This is a genomic window from Nocardioides sp., assembly GCF_035503875.1.
Taxonomy (GTDB): domain Bacteria; phylum Actinomycetota; class Actinomycetes; order Propionibacteriales; family Nocardioidaceae; genus Nocardioides.
On the sequence record NZ_DATJTA010000029.1, the window covers coordinates 13,337 to 31,713 of the forward strand.

Here is an 18,377-nt window from a genome sequence, read left to right on the forward strand (position 1 = left end):
TCGCTCCTCAGCTCGCGCTCGACCGGCTCATCGCGATGTGGTCCTCGACCAGGCGCCGGGTGTCCTCCGCGACCTGTGCCTCGGTGAGCTGCCGGGCCAGGTCGCCCCGCTGCTCGGCCACGGCGTCGACCACCCGGTTCCGCTCCTCGGCCACGGCGCTGGGAGCGCGGTCGGACCGGAGCCGCCACATGACCTGGGCGAGGTCGAACTGGACGTCGATCTCCAGGCGGGTCAGCCGGGCCGACTGGGCGGCCGCCGCCATCTCGATGTAGTAGCGACCCTCGAGCCGGTGCAGCTCGGTGGCGTCGCGGGCCTCCGCCATCCGACCCACCAGCTCGCGCAGCCGGGCGAGCTCGGTCCGCGAGGCGCGCTCGGCGGCCAGGCGCGCCGCCGAGCCGGCCGCCATCGCGTGCATGTCCCCGAGCTCGCGCAGGTCGCTGGTGCCGACCTCCGCGAGCCGTTCGCGGGACAGGTCGGCGAGCGCGGCCTGCGACATCCGGACGAAGCTGCCGCCGCCCCGGCCCCGCCGGGTCTCCACCAGGCCCCGGGAGCGCAGGTCGGCCAGGGCGTCCCGCAGCGTCAGCGTCGAGACGTTGAGGGTCGCGGCGAGCTGCGTCTCCGAGGGCAGCTGCTCGCCGTTCTCGATCAGCCCGAGCGCGATGGCGCTGCCCAGGCGGCGGGCGACCGCCTCGCTGCGACCGCCGCCGTCGAGCGGCGTGAGCAGCGCGCTGCGCGCGTCACCGGACAGCAGTCGCACCGCGCCGCCCTCCTCAGATCCGGGGTTGCCAGTAAACCTTCATCACCATAGGTTTGCATCCGTCTTGATGTGATCTGGCTCACTACGAGCGGCGGGAGACGCGGATGACCCAGACCGACAAGGAACGGGGCGGCGCCGACGCGCTCGCCACGCCGTTCACCCCCGGGATGCGCGACAACCCGGCCGAGCTGGCGGACTTCACCGACGGGATCGTCGGCCGGCCGCTCCCGATCGCGGACGCCGGCGGCCCCTCGCCCGAGCAGGAGTTCGCCGCCGAGTGGAACAACGCGGCGTACAACTGCTTCTCCTCGGGCCACAAGTTCTGCCGCGAGGTGTGCCCGGTCATGCAGGTGACCCGCAACGAGTCGTGGACCCCCACGGCCTTCCACGCGAACGTGGTGGCGATGGGGCAGGGCGAGCTGAGCGTCGAGGACGTCGCCGCCGACTACGTGAACTGCACCCAGTGCGGGGCGTGCGAGCTGCGCTGCCCCAACACCCTATTCACCGGCGACTTCTACCGCTTCCGCACCCGCACGGTCGACGTCGTCAAGGCGGTGCGCGCGCTCGCCGTCGACCAGGGCGTCCACCAGGAGGGCTGGCGGACCTGGAACGCCCGCACCGACGAGCTCACCCACGAGCCGGTGCTCGGCGAGACCCCGGTCAACCAGGACCACGTGCGCGACTGGAGCGCGGGGCTCGACCTGCCGATCGGCGGCGAGACGGTGCTCTTCGTGGACTGCGAGGCGGCGTTCTACCGCACCTCGGTGCCCCGGGCGGTGGCGCAGGTGCTGCAGCTGGCCGGCTACGAGTTCGGCCTGATGGGTGAGCAGTGGTGCTGCGGCGGCCCCGCCGCCGAGATGGGGTACGTCGACCAGGCCCAGCGCTTCGCCCGGCACAACCTGGACAACTGGCGCTCGACGGGCACCAGGCGGGTGCTGGTGCTCGACCCGCACGACTACATCTCGTTCACCGAGGACTACCCGAAGTACTTCGGTGCCGAGTACGACATCGAGGTCGTGCTCGTCGTCGAGCTCTTCGCCCAGCTGATCCGGGAGGGCCGGCTGAACCCGAGCGTGCCCGTCGAGCGGACGATCACGTACCACGACCCCTGTCGGCTCAACAAGCGCAAGGGGATCTGGCAGGAGCCCCGCGAGATCCTCCGCGCGATCCCCGGACTCACGTTCAACGACGTCGACCGGGTGACCCAGTGGTCGTACTGCTCCGGGGGCGGCGGTGGACTCCCGATCGAGAAGCCGGAGCTCACCGAGCGGATCTCGGCCAGCCGCCTGGAGAAGGCCGCCGCCCTCGAGGTCGACACCCTGGTCAGCGCGTGCCCGTGGTCCGAACGACCTCTCACCGCGGCCGGCGAGAGCCACGACATCGACGTGGTCGACATCCACGAGCTGCTGGCGGCCTCCCTCGGCATCGAGGTCGGGGGTACGACGGACGGGGGTGCGTCGTGACCCTCCAGGTCGAGCGGCTCGACGAGGTGGTGACCGCGCTGCGCACGGTGCTCGCCGACGACCAGATCCTCACCTCCCGGGCCGACCGGCTGAACCGCGCCCGCGTGCCCGCGCCGTTCCCCGTGCACCGCTGGACCGAGCGGCTGCCCGACCTGGCGGTGCTGCCGACCAGCACCGAGCAGGTCGCCGGGGTGGTCCGGATCGCCAACGACCTGCGCGTCCCCGTCGTACCCCGCGACGGCGGGACGGGGCTCACCGACGGCGCCGTACCCCTGCGCGGCGGCATCGTCGTCGACGTCAAGCGGATGAACGACGTCAGGGAGATCGACCTGGAGAACCGCACGGTCCGCGTCGGCACCGGCATCAACATGCTCAAGCTCAACGAGCAGCTGGCGCGGCACGGGCTGTTCTACCCCGACGACCCCGCGTCGTACCCGTGCTCGCTGGTCGGCGGCCGGATCGGCACCAGCGGCTGGTCGCTGATCGGTGCGCGATACGGGCACACGCGCGACCTGGTGCTCAGTTTCGACCACGTCCTCCCGACCGGCGAGGTCATGCACGTCGGCGACGGGATCGGCCACCAGATCAGCAAGTCCTCCAGCGGCTACCAGCTCAAGCACCTCTTCATGGGCCACCAGGGCACGCTCGGCATCGCCACCGAGGCGACGCTGAAGCTCTACCCGAAGCCGGAGGCGGAGCTCTCGCCGTTCTGGGCCTTCGACAACTACGACGACGCCTACCGCTGCGTCGGCGCGCTGGCCCGCGCCGGCGTCGCGACCTTCGCCGGCGCGGTCCTCTTCGATGAGTGGAAGGTCGCGTACCTGCGCCGCGACGACGAGGCGTACATCCCCCAGCCCGGCGACGTGCGCGCCCTGGTCTGCGCGGTGATGTACGGCTACGAGGACGAGGTACGGCCGGCCGGGCGCCGGCTCTTCCGGATCGCGAAGGAGCACGGCGCCCGCTACCTCGGCGACGAGATCTCCGAGGGCGACTGGGCGGCCCGCCACGACCGTTACGCGACCCCGCTCCACGGCCGCACGAAGGACGGGCAGGTGGTCCCGATGAGCTGGCACTGCGAGGACGCGGCCGTGAACTACACCCGGCTGCCCGCGGTCTCGAAGGTGTGGCACGAGATCGTCGCCGACCTGCGTCGCAAGACCGACGTCTTCGACGACTGGGGGATGTTCGCCTACACCTCGGCGGACACGGGTGTCGACTACCTCACCGAGATCGACGTGGGCATCTGGGAGCAGCAGCTCGACGACCGCGCCTGGGAGCTCTGGGTCCGCGCCAAGCGCGACATCGCCGCCGTCGCCCTCGCCAACAACGCCTCGATCAGCGCCTGCCACGGGTCGTGCCGGGAGGGCGAGGTGGATCTCGTCCCCCAGGAGCTCGGACGCGGGTACGACGTCATGCTCGACCTCAAACGGACCCTCGACCCGAACAACATCATGAACCCGGGGAAGTACCACCTCGACCGCGCCTACCGAGCGGGCGGCCGGTGATGAGCCCCGCGGAGCACGGCGCCGGCGACGAGGACGCCCGGATCGGCTACCGCTACGCGGAGCAGCACGACCCGCCGCCGCCGGAGCGGGTGTCCGACGTGGCGCTCACGACCTTCGAGCACGTCTTCGAGGTCGACCCCCGCCTGATGGAGCGCTGGGTGCTGCAGCAGCAGTTCCCGAACTGGGACAGCCTCCGGATCATGAACAGCCGCCACGACCACCTGGAGTGGATGCACCGCCACTTCGCGGACCGGGTCGTCACCGGCTCGGAGCTGCTGGCCGAGGTCGAGCGGGAGGCGCCGGGATGAGCCACCGAGCGCAGGAGGACCCGGCCGCCCACCGGCACCACGAGCACGACGCGGACGCGGCCGCGCTGGCAGCCCTCGGCTACCGCTCGGAGTTCAAGCGGGACATGAGCCGGTGGGCCAACTTCGCGCTCGGCTTCACCTACCTCTCGCCGGTCGTCGGCATCTACACGCTCTTCGCGGTCGGCCTGATCACCGGCGGCCCGCCGATGATCTGGTGGCTGGTCATCGTCGGTGTGGGGCAGCTGCTGGTCGCGCTGGTCTTCGGGGAGGTCGTCTCGCAGTTCCCGGTCGCGGGTGGCGTGTACCCCTGGGCGCGGCGGTTGTGGGGCCGCAAGTGGGCCTGGATGACCGGTTGGATCTACCTCGTCGCCCTGCTCACCACCATCGCCGGCGTCGTCTACGGATCCGGTCCGTTCCTGGCCCAGCTGCTCGGCTTCACACCGAGCGAGCGGTCCACCATCACCTGCGCGCTGATCCTGCTGGTGCTGGCCCTCGCCATCAACCTGATGGGCACCCGCTGGCTCGCGATGGCCGCGGTCATCGGCTTCAGCGCGGAGCTGCTGGGTGCCCTCGCCGTCGGCGGCTGGCTGCTGCTCACCGAGCGCCACCACGGGCTCGGCGTCCTCTTCGACACCGAGGGCGTCGTCGGCCACAGCGGCGGCTACCTCTCGGCGTTCCTCGCCGCCGCCCTGATCGGCATCTACCAGTACTACGGCTTCGAGGCCTGCGGCGATGTCGCCGAGGAGGTGCCCGACCCGACGCGACAGATCCCCAAGGCGATGCGGATGACCATCTACGTCGGCGGCGCGGCGGCGATCTTCGTCTGCCTGTCCCTGCTGCTGGCAGTCTCGGACTACGCCGCCGTCATCGACGGCACCGACGCCGACCCGGTCACGACCGTGCTGCACAGCGCCTTCGGCGAGACCGGCACCAAGGTGGTGCTGGCCGTCGTGATGATCTCGTTCCTGTCCTGCGCGCTCAGCCTGATGGCGGCGGCCAGCCGCCTGATGTACTCCTACGCCCGCGACGACATGATCCTGGGCTCGGCCCTGTTCCGGAAATTCCTCCCGGGCCGCCACGTGCCGCCGTACGCCATGCTGGTCGCGGCGCTCGTGCCCGCGCTGATCGTGCTGGGCTCGGTGTTCTCGACCAAGGCGCTGACGTCGATCATCTCGTTCGCCACCCTCGGCATCTACCTCGGCTTCCACATGGTCACCCTCGCCGCGCTGCGCGCGCGGCTGAAGGGCTGGGTGCCGAGCGGCAGCTTCACGCTCGGCCGCTGGGGGCTGCTGATCAACGTCGTGGCCCTGGCGTACGGCGTGTTCGCGATGGTCAACATGGCGTGGCCCCGGACCCCCGACGCCGCCTGGTACGACAACTGGCTGGTCGCGCTCTCCGCCGCCGTCGGCGCCGGGATCGGCCTGGTCTACCTGGTCATCGCCCGCCCGTACGAGCGCAGCGACGCCATCGCCGGCGACGCCGTCCGCGGGCCGATCGAGGAACCCAACCGAGAAGGAGTCACCCGATGAGATTCAGCTACGCGATGCTGCCGGACTACCCGCTCAGCGAGTCCCTGGCCTCGATCAAGAAGGCCGACGAGCTCGGCTTCTACGCGGTGTACGCCGCCGACGAGACCTGGCACAAGGACCTGTGGCTGCTCTTCGCCGCGGCCGCGGCGTCGACCAGCCGGATCCGGCTGGGACCGAGCATCTCCGGGGTCTGCCTGCGCGAGCCGACCCTGATCGCGCAGGCGGCGGCGACGCTCGACGAGCTGACCGACGGGCGGGCCGAGGTCGCGGTCTCGAGCGGCAACTTCGGGCTGCTCGCGCAGTACAAGATCGACTGGGCGAAGACCAAGCCGCTCTCGCGGGTCAAGGAGTCGGTGCACGTCATCCGTACGCTGCTCGACGACGGCGTGATCACCTTCGACGGCGAGTTCTTCTCCTACGACGGCCTCTTCACCTTCGCCCGGCCCGTCCAGGAGCACCTGCCGGTGAAGATGGGCGCGATGCGGGGGCCGAAGTCGTTCCAGGCCTCGACCGAGTTTTCCGACGGCTGCCACCACGCGCTCAGCTACACCCGCGAGGCCTACGAGTACATGATCGAGCACTGCGCGATCGGCGCGGAGCGGGCCGGGAAGAACCTGCAGGACCTCGACCTGGGCTCCTGGGTGGTCTTCTGCGTGGCCGAGGACTCGGCCGTCGCCAAGGACGCCGCCCGCAGCATGGTCGGCCTCTACGCCTCCTCGATGCCGCACGAGCAGCTGGAGCGCAACGGCGTGAAGCCCGAGGAGGTCGCGCCGATCATCGCCGCCATCGGTGCCGGCGACATGGCTCGCGGCATCGAGCTCACGACGCCCGACCTGGCCGAGCGGCTCTCCATCGCCGGTACGCCGGAGGAGGTCACCGCGAAGATCAAGGAGAACGTCGAGCCGGCCGGGGTCAACCACATGATCCTCGCGATCACCGACGCCGCACTGGTGAAGGCGCTGATGGGCCGGGAGCTCGAGGGCGTGCCGGACATCAACTCCCAGCTGCAGCTGGTGCACGACCAGGTCATGCCGTCGTTCTCGTGACCCGACCGGTGGGGCCGATCGGGTGCCGGCGCTGGCAGAGGGGGCGGGATTCGAACCCGCGGTAGGTCTCCCTACGACCGCTTTCAAGGCGGTTCCGATCGGCCGCTCCGGCACCCCTCCTCGGCGCACCCGTGGGTGCACCGAGGGGAAGTCTAGGCGCTGGTCACTCCGAGCCGCCGAGCTCCAGCTCGACGTCGTCGTACGCGAGGTCGTTGAGACGCTGCACGTGGTGGTGGACGTCGACGACGAGCCGCTTCAGCTCGACGCGGACCTCCTCGACGGAGTCGGTCTCCAGGACGACGCTCCCGAGCCGGTTGAGCCGGCCGAGCAGCACGTTGCGCTCGCGGAAGGCGGTGCCGCCGCGAGCGGCCAGCCAACCGTCGTCCGGCCCCGCCGCCTCGCCCGCCAGCGCGTCGCGCAAGGCAGCCATCCGCTGTCGCACCACCCACCGCCAGTTGCCGAGCGGCACCCCTCGCTGGCGGGGCGCGTCGAGGGCCAGGTCGAGGCCCTGGAGCGCGATCGTCAGGCGGGTGGTCATCCCGCTGGTGGGGGGTGTGCGGGTCGTGGCCATGGCGCCTCCCGGCTGCGTCTGGGGTTCGAGTGTGACCCACCTCACGACCGATCACAAGGTCGTCGTCGGCCCGATTGGCGGTGCCCGAAAAGGCGTTGTCCAATAGGAGGGTGTCCGACCCCGCGCCACTCCCCGCCGACGACTCCGCCTCGGTGGACTACCGACTCAACCCGGCCTTCGCCGCCCGGTTCGTGGGGCTCGCACTGGTCCTCACCGCACTGGTGATGTTCGCCGCGACCGCGGTCGTGGCCCTCTTCGACCTGACCCCCGACCTGCTCATCGCGCTGCTCGTCGTGAGCGTCGTGGCGGTCTTCGTGCTGGGCTGGCGGCTGCGCTCGCGGTCGTACGTCCTGCGCTGCACCCCCGACGGCTACCGCGTCGGCCTGGTCCGCGGGGCCGGCGTGACCGAGGCCCGCTGGACCGACGTCACGGACGCGGCCACCTCGACCCCCCGCGGGATCCCCTGCGTCGTCCTGCACCTCAAGGACGGCGGCACCACGACCATCCCCGTCCAGGCCCTCGCGATCGACCGCGAGCAGTTCGTGCGCGAGCTGCAGCAGCACCTGCAGCGCGGCCAGGGACTGCGCCCGATCTGAGCCCGGACCCGATCGGCGGCGGGGCAGATTGGTGGATCGCCGTACCGGCCTAGTAGCCTGTCCGCGCTGTCCAGGAGGCGTCGCCTAGTCCGGTCTATGGCGCCCGCCTGCTAAGCGGGTTTGGGGCTAAAACCCCATCGAGGGTTCAAATCCCTCCGCCTCCGCCAGAGATAGACGCAGAGAACCCCCGGTGAGCCTGGCTCACCGGGGGTTCTCTCGTTCGTGGCTCAGACCTCGACGGGCCGGCCCACCTCGGCCGCGGCGTGGTGGCGCCCGATCGGCAGCACCAGCGGCTTGCCCGACACGGGGTCGGGGACGACGCTGGAGGCCATCCCGAAGACGTCGCGGACCGTCTGCGCCGTCAGGACCTCGCTGGGGTCGCCGGCGGCGTACAGGTGACCCTCGCGTACGGCGACCAGGTGGTCGGCGTACCGCGCGGCGAGGTTGAGGTCGTGCAGCACCATCACGATCGTCGTGCCGCGGCGCTGGTTCAGGTCCGTGAGCAGGTCGAGGACGTCGACCTGGTGGCTGACGTCGAGGAACGTGGTCGGCTCGTCGAGCAGCAGGATGTCGGTCTGCTGGGCCAGCGCCATCGCGATCCAGACCCGCTGGCGCTGGCCGCCGGACAGCTCGTCGACGCTGCGGTCGGTGAGCTCCAGGGTGTCGGTCATCCGCAGCGCCTCGGCGACCGCGGCGCTGTCATCGGACGACCAGCGCGAGATGACCCGCTGGTGCGGGTTGCGCCCGCGCGAGACCAGGTCGCCGACGACGATGCCCTCCGGCGCGACCGGGGACTGCGGCAGCAGGCCGAGGGTGCGGGCGACCTCCTTGGTCGGCAGCTTGTGCAGCGCCTTGCCGTCGAGGAGCACCTGGCCGCCCCGCGGGGCCAGCAGCCGCGACATGGCGCGCAGCAGCGTGGACTTGCCGCAGGCGTTGGCGCCGACGATCGCGGTGATCCGCCCCGGCGGCACGACCAGGTCGAGGTCGTCGATGACCGTGCGGTCGCCGTACCCCAGGGTGATGCCCTCGACGACGAGGGAGTGGGCGTCGGTCACAGCGAGCCTCCGGAACGGTTCGTGCGGATGAGCAGGTAGACGAGGTACGGCGCGCCCAGCACGCCGGTCACGACGCCGACGGGGTAGCGGTTCTCGAACGCGAACTGGCCGACCAGGTCGGCCGAGAGCACCAGCAGCGAGCCGACGAGCGCCGCCGGGACCATCAGCGAGGTCCCACCCCCGATGATCCGTGCCGCGATCGGCCCGGACAAGAAGGCGACGAAGGCGATCGGGCCGGCGGCCGCCGTGGCGAAGGCGATCAGGGTCACGGCGGCCACGATGGCGACGATCCGGGTGCGCTCGACCCGGACCCCGAGTGACGAGGCGGAGTCGTCGCCCTGCTGGGTCAGGCTCAGGCCGCGCGACTGGCTGAGCAGGAGGGGGATGCCGACCAGCATCGCGATCGCGAGGGGCTGGACCTGCTCCCAGGTGGCGTTGTTGAGGCTGCCGGTCAGCCAGCGCATCGCCGTCTGGAGATCCCAGACCGCCGAGCGCAGCAACGTGTACGACACGATGCTGTCGAGCATGGCCGCGATGCCGATGCCGATGAGGATCAGCCGGGTGCCGACGACGCCGTCGCGGTAGGCGAGCACGTAGATCAGGATGGCCGTGGCCAGGGCCGCGAGGATCGCCACGAGCGAGACCCGGGCCTCGCTGGCGGAGAACGTGACGATGGCGACCACCGCGGCGGCGCTCGCGCCCGAGCTGATCCCGATGATGTCGGGGGAGGCCAGCGGGTTGCGCAGCATGGTCTGGAAGGTGATGCCGCCGAGCCCGAAGGCGGCGCCCGCGAGCACGGCCAGGGTGGCGCGCGGGAAGCGCAGCTCGCCGACGGTGAACGAGGCTCCGGGCACGGTCTCGCCGCGCAGGACGTCGTACACCTCGCGGGGACCGTAGAAGGTCTGGCCGTACATCAGGCTGAAGGCGTACACGCCCACGACCAGCAGGGCGAGGCCGCCGATGGTCGCGGCGCGCCGCAGCGTCCGGCGACGCCGCCCGCGCACGACGAGGTCGACGGCGGCGGCCTGGTCCAGCACGGCGGTCACAGGGCACGCACCTTCTGTCGGCGGACGATGTAGATGAAGAACGGCGCCCCGATGAACGCGGTGACGATCCCGACCTCGATCTCCTCCGGCCGGGCCACCACCCGGCCCACGACGTCCGCGGCCGTCAGGAGCGCGGCGCCGACGATGGCCGACATCGGGAGCAGCCAGCGGTGGTCGATGCCGATGAGCAGGCGGCACACGTGCGGCACGACCAGGCCGACGAAGCCGATCGGGCCGGCCACGGCGGTGGCTGCGCCGCACAGGACCACGGCGCCGACGAAGGCCAGCATCCGGGTGACGACCACCCGCTCGCCGAGTCCGGCGGCGACGTCGTCGCCGAGGGCGAGAGAGTTCAGGCCCCGGGCGGCGAGCAGGCTGATCACCGCGCCGGCGACGAGGAACGGCAGCACCTGGCCCATCCGGTCGTACGACGCCCCGCCCACGCCGCCGATCTGCCAGAACTGGAAGGTCTGCATGACGTCGGCCCGGGGCAGCAGCAGCGCGCTGACCAGGGAGCTCAGGGCGGCGGCGGTGGCGGCACCGGACAGGGCCAGCTTCAGCGGCGTCGCGCCGCCGCGGCCCATCGAGCCGATCGTGTAGACGAACGCCGCGCTGAGGGCGGCGCCGCTGATCGCGACCCAGATGTACGACGAGGGCGCGCTCAGGCCGAAGAAGACGATGCCCGTGACGACGGCCAGCGATGCCCCGGTGCTGACGCCGAGGATCCCCGGGTCTGCGATCGGGTTGCGGGTCACGCCCTGCATCACGGCTCCGGCGAGGCCGAGCGAGGCGCCGACCAGCAGGGCGAGCAGAGTGCGGGGGACGCGCTTGTTCACCGCGGCCTGGGCGACGTTGGCGTCGCCCCCGGTCACGCCCTCGACCACGTCGTGCCACCCGACCACCCGAGTGCCGAACGCGACCGAGGCCAGCGCGACCAGGACGGTCAGGGCGATCGCGACGGCGACCCAGACGACCCGGGTCGACACCGAGCGCCGTCGTACGACGGCCGGTGCCGACCCGGGTGCGGTGGTGGTGCTCACCTCAGGTGCTTCCTCAGGACTTGTCGGCCGCGGTGGCGAGCACGTCGAAGTACTCGTCGATGCCCCAGTCGATGGAGAGCGGCGACGGGTTGGCCGAGGCGGCCAGCGGGGTGGACTCCTCGAGGATCGCGATCGCGCCGCGCTGGATCGCGGGGATCTTCGACAGCAGCGGGTCGGCCTGGATCTGCTCGACGAGCTTGCCGTCGGGCTCGCCGTAGGTCACGAAGACGTCGACGTCGGCGAAGGCCTCGGCGTCCTCGGCGCTGCGGGTGACGTAGAAGTCCTCGGTCTCGGCCGAGGCCTCCTCGACGACCTGCGGGTTGGCCATGCCGGCGCTCACCACGAAGCCCGGGCGGGTGTCGTGGCTGGTGTAGAAGCCGATCTGGCTGAGGTCGTTGGCGTCGATGAACGCGAACATGATCTTCTTGCCGGCCAGCGACTCGTGGGCGGCGAAGGACTCGGCGACCTTGGTGTCGAGGTCGGCGACGAGCTCCTCGCCCTCGGCGGCGAGGCCGAGGGCCTCGCTGTTGAGCTTGATCATGTCCTGCACCGAGGTGCCCCAGGCGATCTCGGGGTAGGCCACGACGGGCGCGATCTTCTCGAGGGTGTCGTACTCCTCCTGGGTCAGGCCGGAGTACGACGCCAGGATGACGTCGGGCTCGGTGGCGGCCACGGCCTCGAAGTCGATGCCGTCGGTCTCGTCGAAGAGCACCGGAGTCTCGGCGCCCAGCTCCTCGAGCTTGTCCTCGACCCACGGGAGGACGCCGTCGTTGTCGTCGTCGCCCCAGGTCGCCTTGCTCATGCCGACCGGGACCACGCCGAGGGCGAGCGGAACCTCGTGGTTGGCCCAGGCGACCGTGGCGACCCGCTCGGGCTTCTCGGGGATCGTGGTGGTGCCGAGAGCGTGCTCGATGGTCACCGGGAAGGCGGCCTCCGACGAGCCGCTGCCCGACGCGTCGGTGTCGGCGCCGTCCGAGCCCGAGCCGTCCTCGCTGCCGCAGGCGCCGAGGGTCAGGGCGAGGGCGGTGGCGGCGGCCGCCGCCAGGAAGCGTGTGGAACGCCGTGTGGAACGCATGGGGAATGCTCCGATCGTGATTAGGTAAGGCAACCCTAAAGGATCGTGGATCCGGGCGCTCATCGGCGTTCGGTTTGCGAACGCGGGGTCGCGGGGAGGGGTTGCCAGCACGGCACCGCCCCACGGACAGTGGAAGCCCGGACAGAGAAGGACACTCCCATGAACCTCGCTCGCAAGGTGGCCCTCCTCGCCACCGCCACCGTTCTCGGCTTCGGCGTGGCCGCGATGCCGGCTCCGGCCCAGGCCAGCAGCTGGGGCTGCGGCGGCTTCTGCCGGGTCGTGCGCTAGATCCCTCCGCCCCCGTCGGCCTGCTCGGGCGTCTCGTTGCCGGAGACGCCGCGGGCGCCCATCGCGTAGCCGAGCTGGAACCGCGTCTCGGCGTCGTACTCCTGCTTGAGGTCGGAGACGTAGCCGGCGTACGTCCGCGGGCTGACGCCGAGCCGCTTCGCACTGACCGGGTCCGAGTGGCCCTCGATCAGCATCCGGATCGTCATCGCGCGCTGCTCGGCCGCGATGTCCTTCATCATCGACGACTCCCGGTTGGCGAACGGGCGCCCCCGCTCCCAGGTCCGCTCGAAGATGTCGACGAGGTACGCCACCACGGACGGCTCGCGGACCGCGATCGCGGTGCGCAGGTCGTCGCCCGCGGGGATCACGGCGACGCGGCGGTCGACGACGATCATCCGGTTGAAGAACTCGTCCAGGGTGCGGACCTCGGCGCCGCGAGCGGTGACGGCGGCGACGTACTTGTGGGTGATCGAGCTGCGTCGGGCGCTGTGCTGGTAGAGGGTGCGCATCCGGGTGCCGCGCTCGAGCATCGCGATGTCGCGCACCGCCGCCTCGGCCAGCGACGGCGCGTCCCGGCCGGCCTGCGGCTGGGCGGTCAGCATCTCGTCCTCGGCCTCGGCCACCAGGGCGGTGAGGAACGGGCCGATGGCGTCGTCGCGCAGGTAGGTGAAGGGGCCGTGGCCGACGCTCGCCGGCGAACGGCGCCAGCTGGTGCTCAGGCCCGCGAAGGCGCGCGCCCACCGGGAGGACTCGTCGAGCAGCCGGGCGCCCTCCTGGGAGAGCGGCGAGACGACGCGCGACTGGATGGTGCTCGGGTCCTCGGCCACCCAGGTGGCGGACTCCGTGTCGAGTCGGACCAGGCCGAGGTCGACGAGCAGCGCGAAGGCCGGGCGCTGGGCGCCGCCCTCGACGATCCGCTCGTCGGACGCCGCGAGTCCACCGGCGGCGAGCACCTCGTCGTACAGCGCGGTCGACTCGGACTCGAAGAGGGCGCGGCGCTCGGGACCGGAGAGCTCGGGGTCCTGGCTCGGCACGGGCTCATGCTCGCACAAGCGACGACGGCCCCGCCCGAGGTGGGCGGGGCCGTCGTCGGTAGGTGCGGGGGTCAGGCGCCGAGGCGCGCGCGCAGCCCGTCGAGTTCGGTCCAGAGCACGCCCGGGAGGTCGTCGCCGAACTTCTCGAACCACTCCTGGATCTGCGGCAGCTCGGCCTTCCACTCCTCGGGGTCGACCGCGAGGGCGGCGGCGAGCGCCTCCTCGCTCATGTCGAGGCCCTCGGTGTCGAGGGAGCCCGGGGCCGGCACGTGGCCGACGGGCGTCTCCACGGCGGCGGCCTGGCCGTCGATGCGCTCGACGATCCACTTCAGGACCCGGCTGTTCTCGCCGAAGCCGGGCCACAGGAAGCCGCCCTCGTCGTCGCGGCGGAACCAGTTGACGTAGAAGATCTTCGGCAGCTTGGCGGCGTCGTTGTCCTTGCCGACCGTGATCCAGTGGTTGAAGTAGTCGCCGGCGTTGTAGCCGATGAACGGCAGCATCGCCATCGGGTCGCGGCGGACCACGCCGACGGCGCCGATCGCGGCGGCGGTCGTCTCGCTCGACAGGGTGGCGCCGAGGAAGGTGCCGTGGGTCCAGTCGCGCGCCTCGAAGACGAGCGGGACGGTGGTCTTGCGCCGGCCGCCGAACAGGATCGCGTCGATCGGGACGCCGCGCGGGTCGTCGTACTCGTCGGCGAGGATGTCGCACTGCTTGATCGGGGTGCAGTAGCGACTGTTGGCGTGGCTGGAGAGCTCGTCGGACTCGGGGGTCCACGGCTCGCCCTTCCAGGAGGTGGCCGAGGCCGGGGTGTTCTCCAGGCCCTCCCACCACACGTCGCCCTCGGGGGTGAGCGCGACGTTGGTGAACACCGAGTTCCCCTTGTCGATGGTCTTCATCGCGTTGGGGTTGGTGTGGTTGTTGGTGCCGGGCGCGACGCCGAAGAAGCCGTACTCGGGGTTGACCGCCCACAGGCGGCCGTCCTCGCCGATGCGCATCCAGGCGATGTCGTCGCCGAGCGTCTCGACCTTCCAGCCGGGGATGGTCGGCTCGAGCATCGCGAGGTTGGTCTTGCCGCAGGCGCTCGGGAAGGCGGCGGCGATGTACTTGACGACGCCGGCCGGGCTGGTGAGCTTCAGGATCAGCATGTGCTCGGCGAGCCAGCCCTCGTCGCGCGCCATCACGCTGGCGATGCGCAGGGCGTAGCACTTCTTGCCGAGCAGCGCGTTGCCGCCGTACCCGGAGCCGTAGGACCAGATGGTCCGCTCCTCGGGGAACTGCACGATGTACTTGGTGTCGTTGCACGGCCAGGCGACGTCGCTCTCGCCCTCGGCGAGCGGGTGGCCCACGGAGTGCACGGCCTGGACGAAGTCGGCCTCGAGCTCCTCCATCCGGCGCAGCACGTGGGAGCCCATCCGGGCCATCACGCGCATCGAGGCGGTGACGTAGGCGGAGTCGGTGATCTCGATGCCGAACATCGGCTTCTCGGCCTCGAGGTGGCCCATCACGAAGGGGATGACGTACATCGTGCGGCCCTTCATGGCGCCGGCGTACAGCTTCGTCATCAGCGGCTTCATCTCCGCCGGGGCCATCCAGTTGTTGGTGGGCCCCGCGTCGCGCTTGTCGACCGAGCAGATGTAGGTCCGGTCCTCGACGCGCGCGACGTCGATCGGATCGGAGGCGGCGTAGAAGGAGTTCGGCTTGATGGCCGGGTTGAGCCGGGTGAACGTCCCCGACGCCACCAGGGCGTCGGTCAGCTCCGTCCACTCCTCGTCGGAACCGGTGCACCAGTGGATCTGGTCGGGCTGCATCAACTCCGCGAACTCGTTGACGAAGTCGAGGATGCCCTGATGGGTCGTGGGGGCCGTCCGGTCCTGCGTGGCTGTCATGCCTGTTCCCTCCCGCGCCGTGCACAGCGCCGGGCCAGCGGGCCCGGTTACGCCGAGTCGTCGAGCGTATCGACGAGGCTGTCGTGGACTGTTGCTGAGTTCGTCCGGCTCCGTTGCCCGACGAGATGGGTGGCCAGAGGCTAACGCGGGGCGCTCGTTCCACATATTGGATCGTTCAATGAGTACGACGACGGCCCGGATCCCCCTGCGGAAGCGGGGATCCGGGCCGTCGTCGTCGTGTCAGTCGCTCTCGCCCTCGAGGGCCGCCGCCACCCGGCGGTGGGCCTCCCAGATCGCGTCGGGCATGTTGTCGAACAGCTCGAGGTGCTCGGCGCGGTGCTCCATCTCCTGCTGCCAGCGCACCTTGTCGATCGACAGGATGGTCTTCAGGTCCTCGGGGCTGATCTCGACACCCTCGAGGTTGAGCTCCTCCTCGGTCGGGATGATGCCCACCGCCGTCCGGCGGCCCTTGACCTCGCCGTTGCGCAGCTGCAGCAGCCACAGCAGCGGGCGCAGGTTGTCGCGGTAGCCGGGCCACAGGAAGTGGCCGTCCTCCGGGTCGCGCTGGAACCAGTTGACGTGCGCGAAGATCGGCTGGTCCGTCGCCGCACCGACCACGTCGAGGTAGTGCTGCGCGTAGTCGCCCTCGCCGTACGCCATGAAGGGGCGGTTGGACATCGGGTCGTAGCGGAGCACGCCCTCCGTGCCCTCCGCGGCGGCGGTCGCCTCGGCGCCGAGCGTCAGGCCGTCGTACACACCCTCGGCGAGGTCGTGGATCGCGCGGATCAGCGGCTCACGGTCGCGAGTGCGGCCGCCGAAGATGATCGCGTCGATCGGCACGCCGGTCGCGGCGTCGTAGTCGGAGGCGATGTTGGGGACGTTGGCGAGCGTCGTCGTGAAGCGGCTGTTGGGGTGCGCCCACGGCGAGGTGTCGCCGTCCTTGCGGTCCGCGATCGGCGCGCCCGTCCAGTCCAGCCACCCGGCGGTGTCCGCGGGCGGCTGCTTGGTGCGGCCCTCCCACCAGACCTCGCCGGTCTGCGGGTTGTAGGCGATGTTGGTGAAGATCGCCTGGGTGCCCTCGGCGACGGACTCCAGCGCGGTCGGGTTGGTGCCCTCGTTGGTGTCCTTGGCGACGCCGAACACGCCGTACTCGGGGTTCATGCCCATCAGCCGGCCGGTCTTCTCGTCGACCCACAGCCACGCGATGTCGTCGCCGTAGAACGAGACGTGGTAGCGCTCGCCCAGGACGTCGGGGGCCAGCATCATGGCCAGGTTGGTCTTGCCCGACGCGCTCGGGAAGCCGCCGCAGATGTGGTAGTCCGTCCCGGTCTGCTTGTCCTTGATCCCGATCAGCATGTACTGCTCGGCGAGGAACTTCCGCGACGCCCAGCCGTCGTACGCGCCCTGGCGCAGGCCGTGCGCGATCTTGCCGAGCAGCGCGTTGCCGCCGTACGACGAGCCGAAGTGCAGGATCGTGCGCTCGTCGGCGACGGTCACGAAGTACCGCTTGTCGTCGGGGGTGCCCTGGCCGAGGTTCTCCAGGTCGCCGGTCACGTGGACGGCGCGGACGAAGTGCGAGGGGTCCTCGAGGCCGTCGAGGAAGTGCGCGCCCACGCGGGCCATCCGGATCATGTGCAGGACGACGGTGCGGGTGTCGGTGAGCTGGACACCGGCAGCCCACGGGGCGAGCTCGTTGCCGGGAGGCGACATCAGGTACGGGATGACGTACATGGTCTTGCCGGCCGACTCCCCGCGCATCAGGTCGTGCAGCAGCGGCTTCATCTCCGAGGCGGGGCGCCAGTTGTTGTAGACGCCCTTGTCCTTCTCGTCGTTGGTCGCCACGATCGTGCGCTCCTCGGAGCGCGCGGTGTCCTTGTGGTAGCTCCGCGAGTAGTAGCGACCCTCGCCGGCCGGCTCGAGCTCACCCGCGTCCAGGCACTCCTGGATCAGGCGGGCGTCGTCGGCGGCGCTGACGACCTCGATGCGCTCGGCGCCCGTCAGCTCGGCGTACTCCCGGACGTACTCGAGGACGTGGGGGTTGGTCAGTCCGGCCGCCGTCAGGGCCGCCTCAACATTCGCCATCTCAGCCTGGCTCCCTCTCGTGGAACTGCCGTCGGCGGCGGGCCGGTCGTCCCGCCGGGTTGGTGACGGCACCTTGCCACACCGCCCGCAAGCGCCTCCACCGCGGTGGGACTCGGCTGATTTCGGGATGCCGCGGGTGGTCCGCTATCCTCGACCAGTCGCTCGCCCCGGTGGGCGACGAGCGCCTGTAGCTCAACGGATAGAGCATCTGACTACGGATCAGAAGGTTTGGGGTTCGAATCCCTACAGGCGCGCAGGACACGAAGCCCCAGGTCAGTCGGCCTGGGGCTTCGTCGATTTCGGGACCTCGCCACTTCCTCAGTTTCGCCTTCCCTGGGGCTCGCCGCGCGTACCTGAACGCTGGTTGAGGTGCGAGGCGCCCAAGTGGTGGTGCGAACGCCGGTTGAGGTGTGGGGAGCGGCGGCGGTGCCGCCAGACGCTGGTTGAGGTGTGAGGCGCGGCGGCGGTGCTGCACGCTGGTTGAGGTGTGAGGCGCCCCAGCGCCGAGCCTCGAAACCCGGCGACCCGACAAGCAGCCGGAGCCACCCGCCGGCCCCTCGAACGCCTATCCACAGATACCACCGACCCACCCGAATCGAACACCAGTTCGAATAGAATCGGAGGCATGAACCCGCCCGAGATCCTCGACGCCGCCGCCGTGCTGGCGGCCGCCGAGACGACCGTGCGGGAACGCCGCCAGGCCCAGGTCGACGACCTGCTCCTGGTCCTGGCCTGGGCCGACCTCCACGGTCACGACCCCCAGCAGGCACCCGGCGCGGTGCCGGCCCGGTTCGGCGGCGACCAGCTCGTCGAGATCGGCGGTGACGGGACGCCGTGGGTGCAGGACCTGTGCCTGGGCGAGCTGGCCATCGCCCGCCAAGCCCACGTGCTCTCGACCCGGTCGGTCATGGCCGACGCGCTCGACCTGCGCCACCGGCTCCCGCTGACCTGGGCAAAGGTCCAAGAACTGGCCTGCGAGACCTGGGTGGCCTGCAAGGTCGCCTCGATGAGCCGGGGCCTGGACCGGCACCGGGTCGCGCTCGTGGACGCCGCGGTCGCCGCCGCGGTGGCCTGCGCCCCGGGTCGGGTGCTGCGG

General features: G+C 71.0%; 16 protein-coding genes, 3 tRNA genes and 1 pseudogene. 10 read left to right on the forward strand and 10 right to left on the reverse strand.

What is annotated here, in order from left to right; genetic code table 11:
• Positions 1–7: 7 nt before the first annotated feature.
• The gene (locus tag VMF51_RS06885; RefSeq protein WP_325473673.1) at positions 8–757 is read right to left on the reverse strand and encodes a FadR/GntR family transcriptional regulator; all 750 of its coding nucleotides are present in this window, start codon (positions 755–757) and stop codon (positions 8–10) included.
• Between the two features lie 104 nt (positions 758–861).
• Here VMF51_RS06885 and VMF51_RS06890 point away from each other — a divergent pair, with 104 nt between their 5' ends.
• Genes VMF51_RS06890 through VMF51_RS06910 form a run of 5 tightly spaced genes read left to right on the forward strand, consistent with a single transcriptional unit; the run spans position 862 to position 6,608 of the window.
• Positions 862–2,220, forward strand: a complete 1,359-nt coding sequence (locus tag VMF51_RS06890) for a (Fe-S)-binding protein (protein ID WP_325473674.1) — start codon at positions 862–864, stop codon at positions 2,218–2,220.
• Entirely contained in the window at positions 2,217–3,725 is a 1,509-nt protein-coding gene (locus VMF51_RS06895; RefSeq protein ID WP_325473675.1) for an FAD-binding oxidoreductase, read from the forward strand. The genes VMF51_RS06890 and VMF51_RS06895 overlap by 4 nt, the downstream gene beginning before the upstream one ends.
• Positions 3,722–4,033, forward strand: coding sequence for a hypothetical protein (locus VMF51_RS06900; protein ID WP_325473676.1), 312 nt, complete (start codon positions 3,722–3,724; stop codon positions 4,031–4,033). The genes VMF51_RS06895 and VMF51_RS06900 overlap by 4 nt, the downstream gene beginning before the upstream one ends.
• Entirely contained in the window at positions 4,030–5,562 is a 1,533-nt protein-coding gene (locus VMF51_RS06905) for an APC family permease (protein ID WP_325473677.1), read from the forward strand. The genes VMF51_RS06900 and VMF51_RS06905 overlap by 4 nt, the downstream gene beginning before the upstream one ends.
• A complete protein-coding gene (locus VMF51_RS06910; protein ID WP_325473678.1) occupies positions 5,559–6,608 on the forward strand; it encodes an LLM class flavin-dependent oxidoreductase in 1,050 nt (349 codons plus the stop codon). The genes VMF51_RS06905 and VMF51_RS06910 overlap by 4 nt, the downstream gene beginning before the upstream one ends.
• A gap of 32 nt (positions 6,609–6,640) precedes the next feature.
• Here VMF51_RS06910 and VMF51_RS06915 read toward each other — a convergent pair.
• Together VMF51_RS06915 and VMF51_RS06920 are read right to left on the reverse strand one after the other, a co-directional pair.
• Positions 6,641–6,728 (reverse strand) — tRNA-Ser (locus VMF51_RS06915).
• A 43-nt stretch (positions 6,729–6,771) separates the two neighbouring features.
• Positions 6,772–7,179, reverse strand: coding sequence for a hypothetical protein (locus VMF51_RS06920; protein WP_325473679.1), 408 nt, complete (start codon positions 7,177–7,179; stop codon positions 6,772–6,774).
• Between the two features lie 110 nt (positions 7,180–7,289).
• On the opposite strand from VMF51_RS06920, the gene VMF51_RS06925 reads away from it, so the two are divergent.
• Together VMF51_RS06925 and VMF51_RS06930 are read left to right on the forward strand one after the other, a co-directional pair.
• Positions 7,290–7,775 carry a hypothetical protein gene (locus VMF51_RS06925; RefSeq protein ID WP_325473680.1) on the forward strand — a complete coding sequence of 162 codons (486 nt, stop codon included), beginning with the start codon at positions 7,290–7,292 and terminating at the stop codon, positions 7,773–7,775.
• A 73-nt stretch (positions 7,776–7,848) separates the two neighbouring features.
• A tRNA-Ser gene (locus tag VMF51_RS06930) sits at positions 7,849–7,942 on the forward strand.
• A 60-nt stretch (positions 7,943–8,002) separates the two neighbouring features.
• Here VMF51_RS06930 and VMF51_RS06935 read toward each other — a convergent pair.
• The 4 genes from VMF51_RS06935 to VMF51_RS06950 are packed head-to-tail and all read right to left on the reverse strand — an operon-like array spanning position 8,003 to position 11,991.
• Entirely contained in the window at positions 8,003–8,830 is an 828-nt protein-coding gene (locus VMF51_RS06935; RefSeq protein WP_325473681.1) for an ABC transporter ATP-binding protein, read from the reverse strand.
• Positions 8,827–9,876, reverse strand: a complete 1,050-nt coding sequence (locus VMF51_RS06940; RefSeq protein WP_325473682.1) for a FecCD family ABC transporter permease — start codon at positions 9,874–9,876, stop codon at positions 8,827–8,829. The genes VMF51_RS06935 and VMF51_RS06940 overlap by 4 nt, the downstream gene beginning before the upstream one ends.
• Entirely contained in the window at positions 9,873–10,916 is a 1,044-nt protein-coding gene (locus VMF51_RS06945) for an iron ABC transporter permease (protein WP_325473683.1), read from the reverse strand. The genes VMF51_RS06940 and VMF51_RS06945 overlap by 4 nt, the downstream gene beginning before the upstream one ends.
• Positions 10,917–10,929: 13 nt before the next feature.
• Positions 10,930–11,991, reverse strand: a complete 1,062-nt coding sequence (locus tag VMF51_RS06950) for an iron-siderophore ABC transporter substrate-binding protein (protein ID WP_325473684.1) — start codon at positions 11,989–11,991, stop codon at positions 10,930–10,932.
• Between the two features lie 159 nt (positions 11,992–12,150).
• Between VMF51_RS06950 and VMF51_RS06955 the strand changes: the two genes are divergently transcribed.
• A complete protein-coding gene (locus VMF51_RS06955; RefSeq protein ID WP_325473685.1) occupies positions 12,151–12,279 on the forward strand; it encodes a hypothetical protein in 129 nt (42 codons plus the stop codon).
• On the opposite strand, the gene VMF51_RS06960 is transcribed toward VMF51_RS06955, so the two are convergent.
• The 3 genes from VMF51_RS06960 to VMF51_RS06970 all read right to left on the reverse strand — a co-directional run bounded on the left by VMF51_RS06960 (position 12,276) and on the right by VMF51_RS06970 (position 17,281).
• Positions 12,276–13,313, reverse strand: coding sequence for a LuxR family transcriptional regulator (locus VMF51_RS06960; RefSeq protein ID WP_325473686.1), 1,038 nt, complete (start codon positions 13,311–13,313; stop codon positions 12,276–12,278). The genes VMF51_RS06955 and VMF51_RS06960 overlap by 4 nt on opposite strands.
• A gap of 71 nt (positions 13,314–13,384) precedes the next feature.
• The gene (locus VMF51_RS06965; protein ID WP_325473687.1) at positions 13,385–15,199 is read right to left on the reverse strand and encodes a phosphoenolpyruvate carboxykinase (GTP); all 1,815 of its coding nucleotides are present in this window, start codon (positions 15,197–15,199) and stop codon (positions 13,385–13,387) included.
• Positions 15,200–15,439: 240 nt separating this feature from the next.
• Positions 15,440–17,281, reverse strand: coding sequence for a phosphoenolpyruvate carboxykinase (GTP) (locus VMF51_RS06970; RefSeq protein ID WP_325473688.1), 1,842 nt, complete (start codon positions 17,279–17,281; stop codon positions 15,440–15,442).
• A gap of 181 nt (positions 17,282–17,462) precedes the next feature.
• Between VMF51_RS06970 and VMF51_RS06975 the strand changes: the two genes are divergently transcribed.
• Positions 17,463–17,535: transfer RNA gene (locus VMF51_RS06975), tRNA-Arg, on the forward strand.
• A gap of 371 nt (positions 17,536–17,906) precedes the next feature.
• Positions 17,907–18,377, forward strand: a pseudogene (locus tag VMF51_RS06980) (hypothetical protein); the annotation flags it as partial.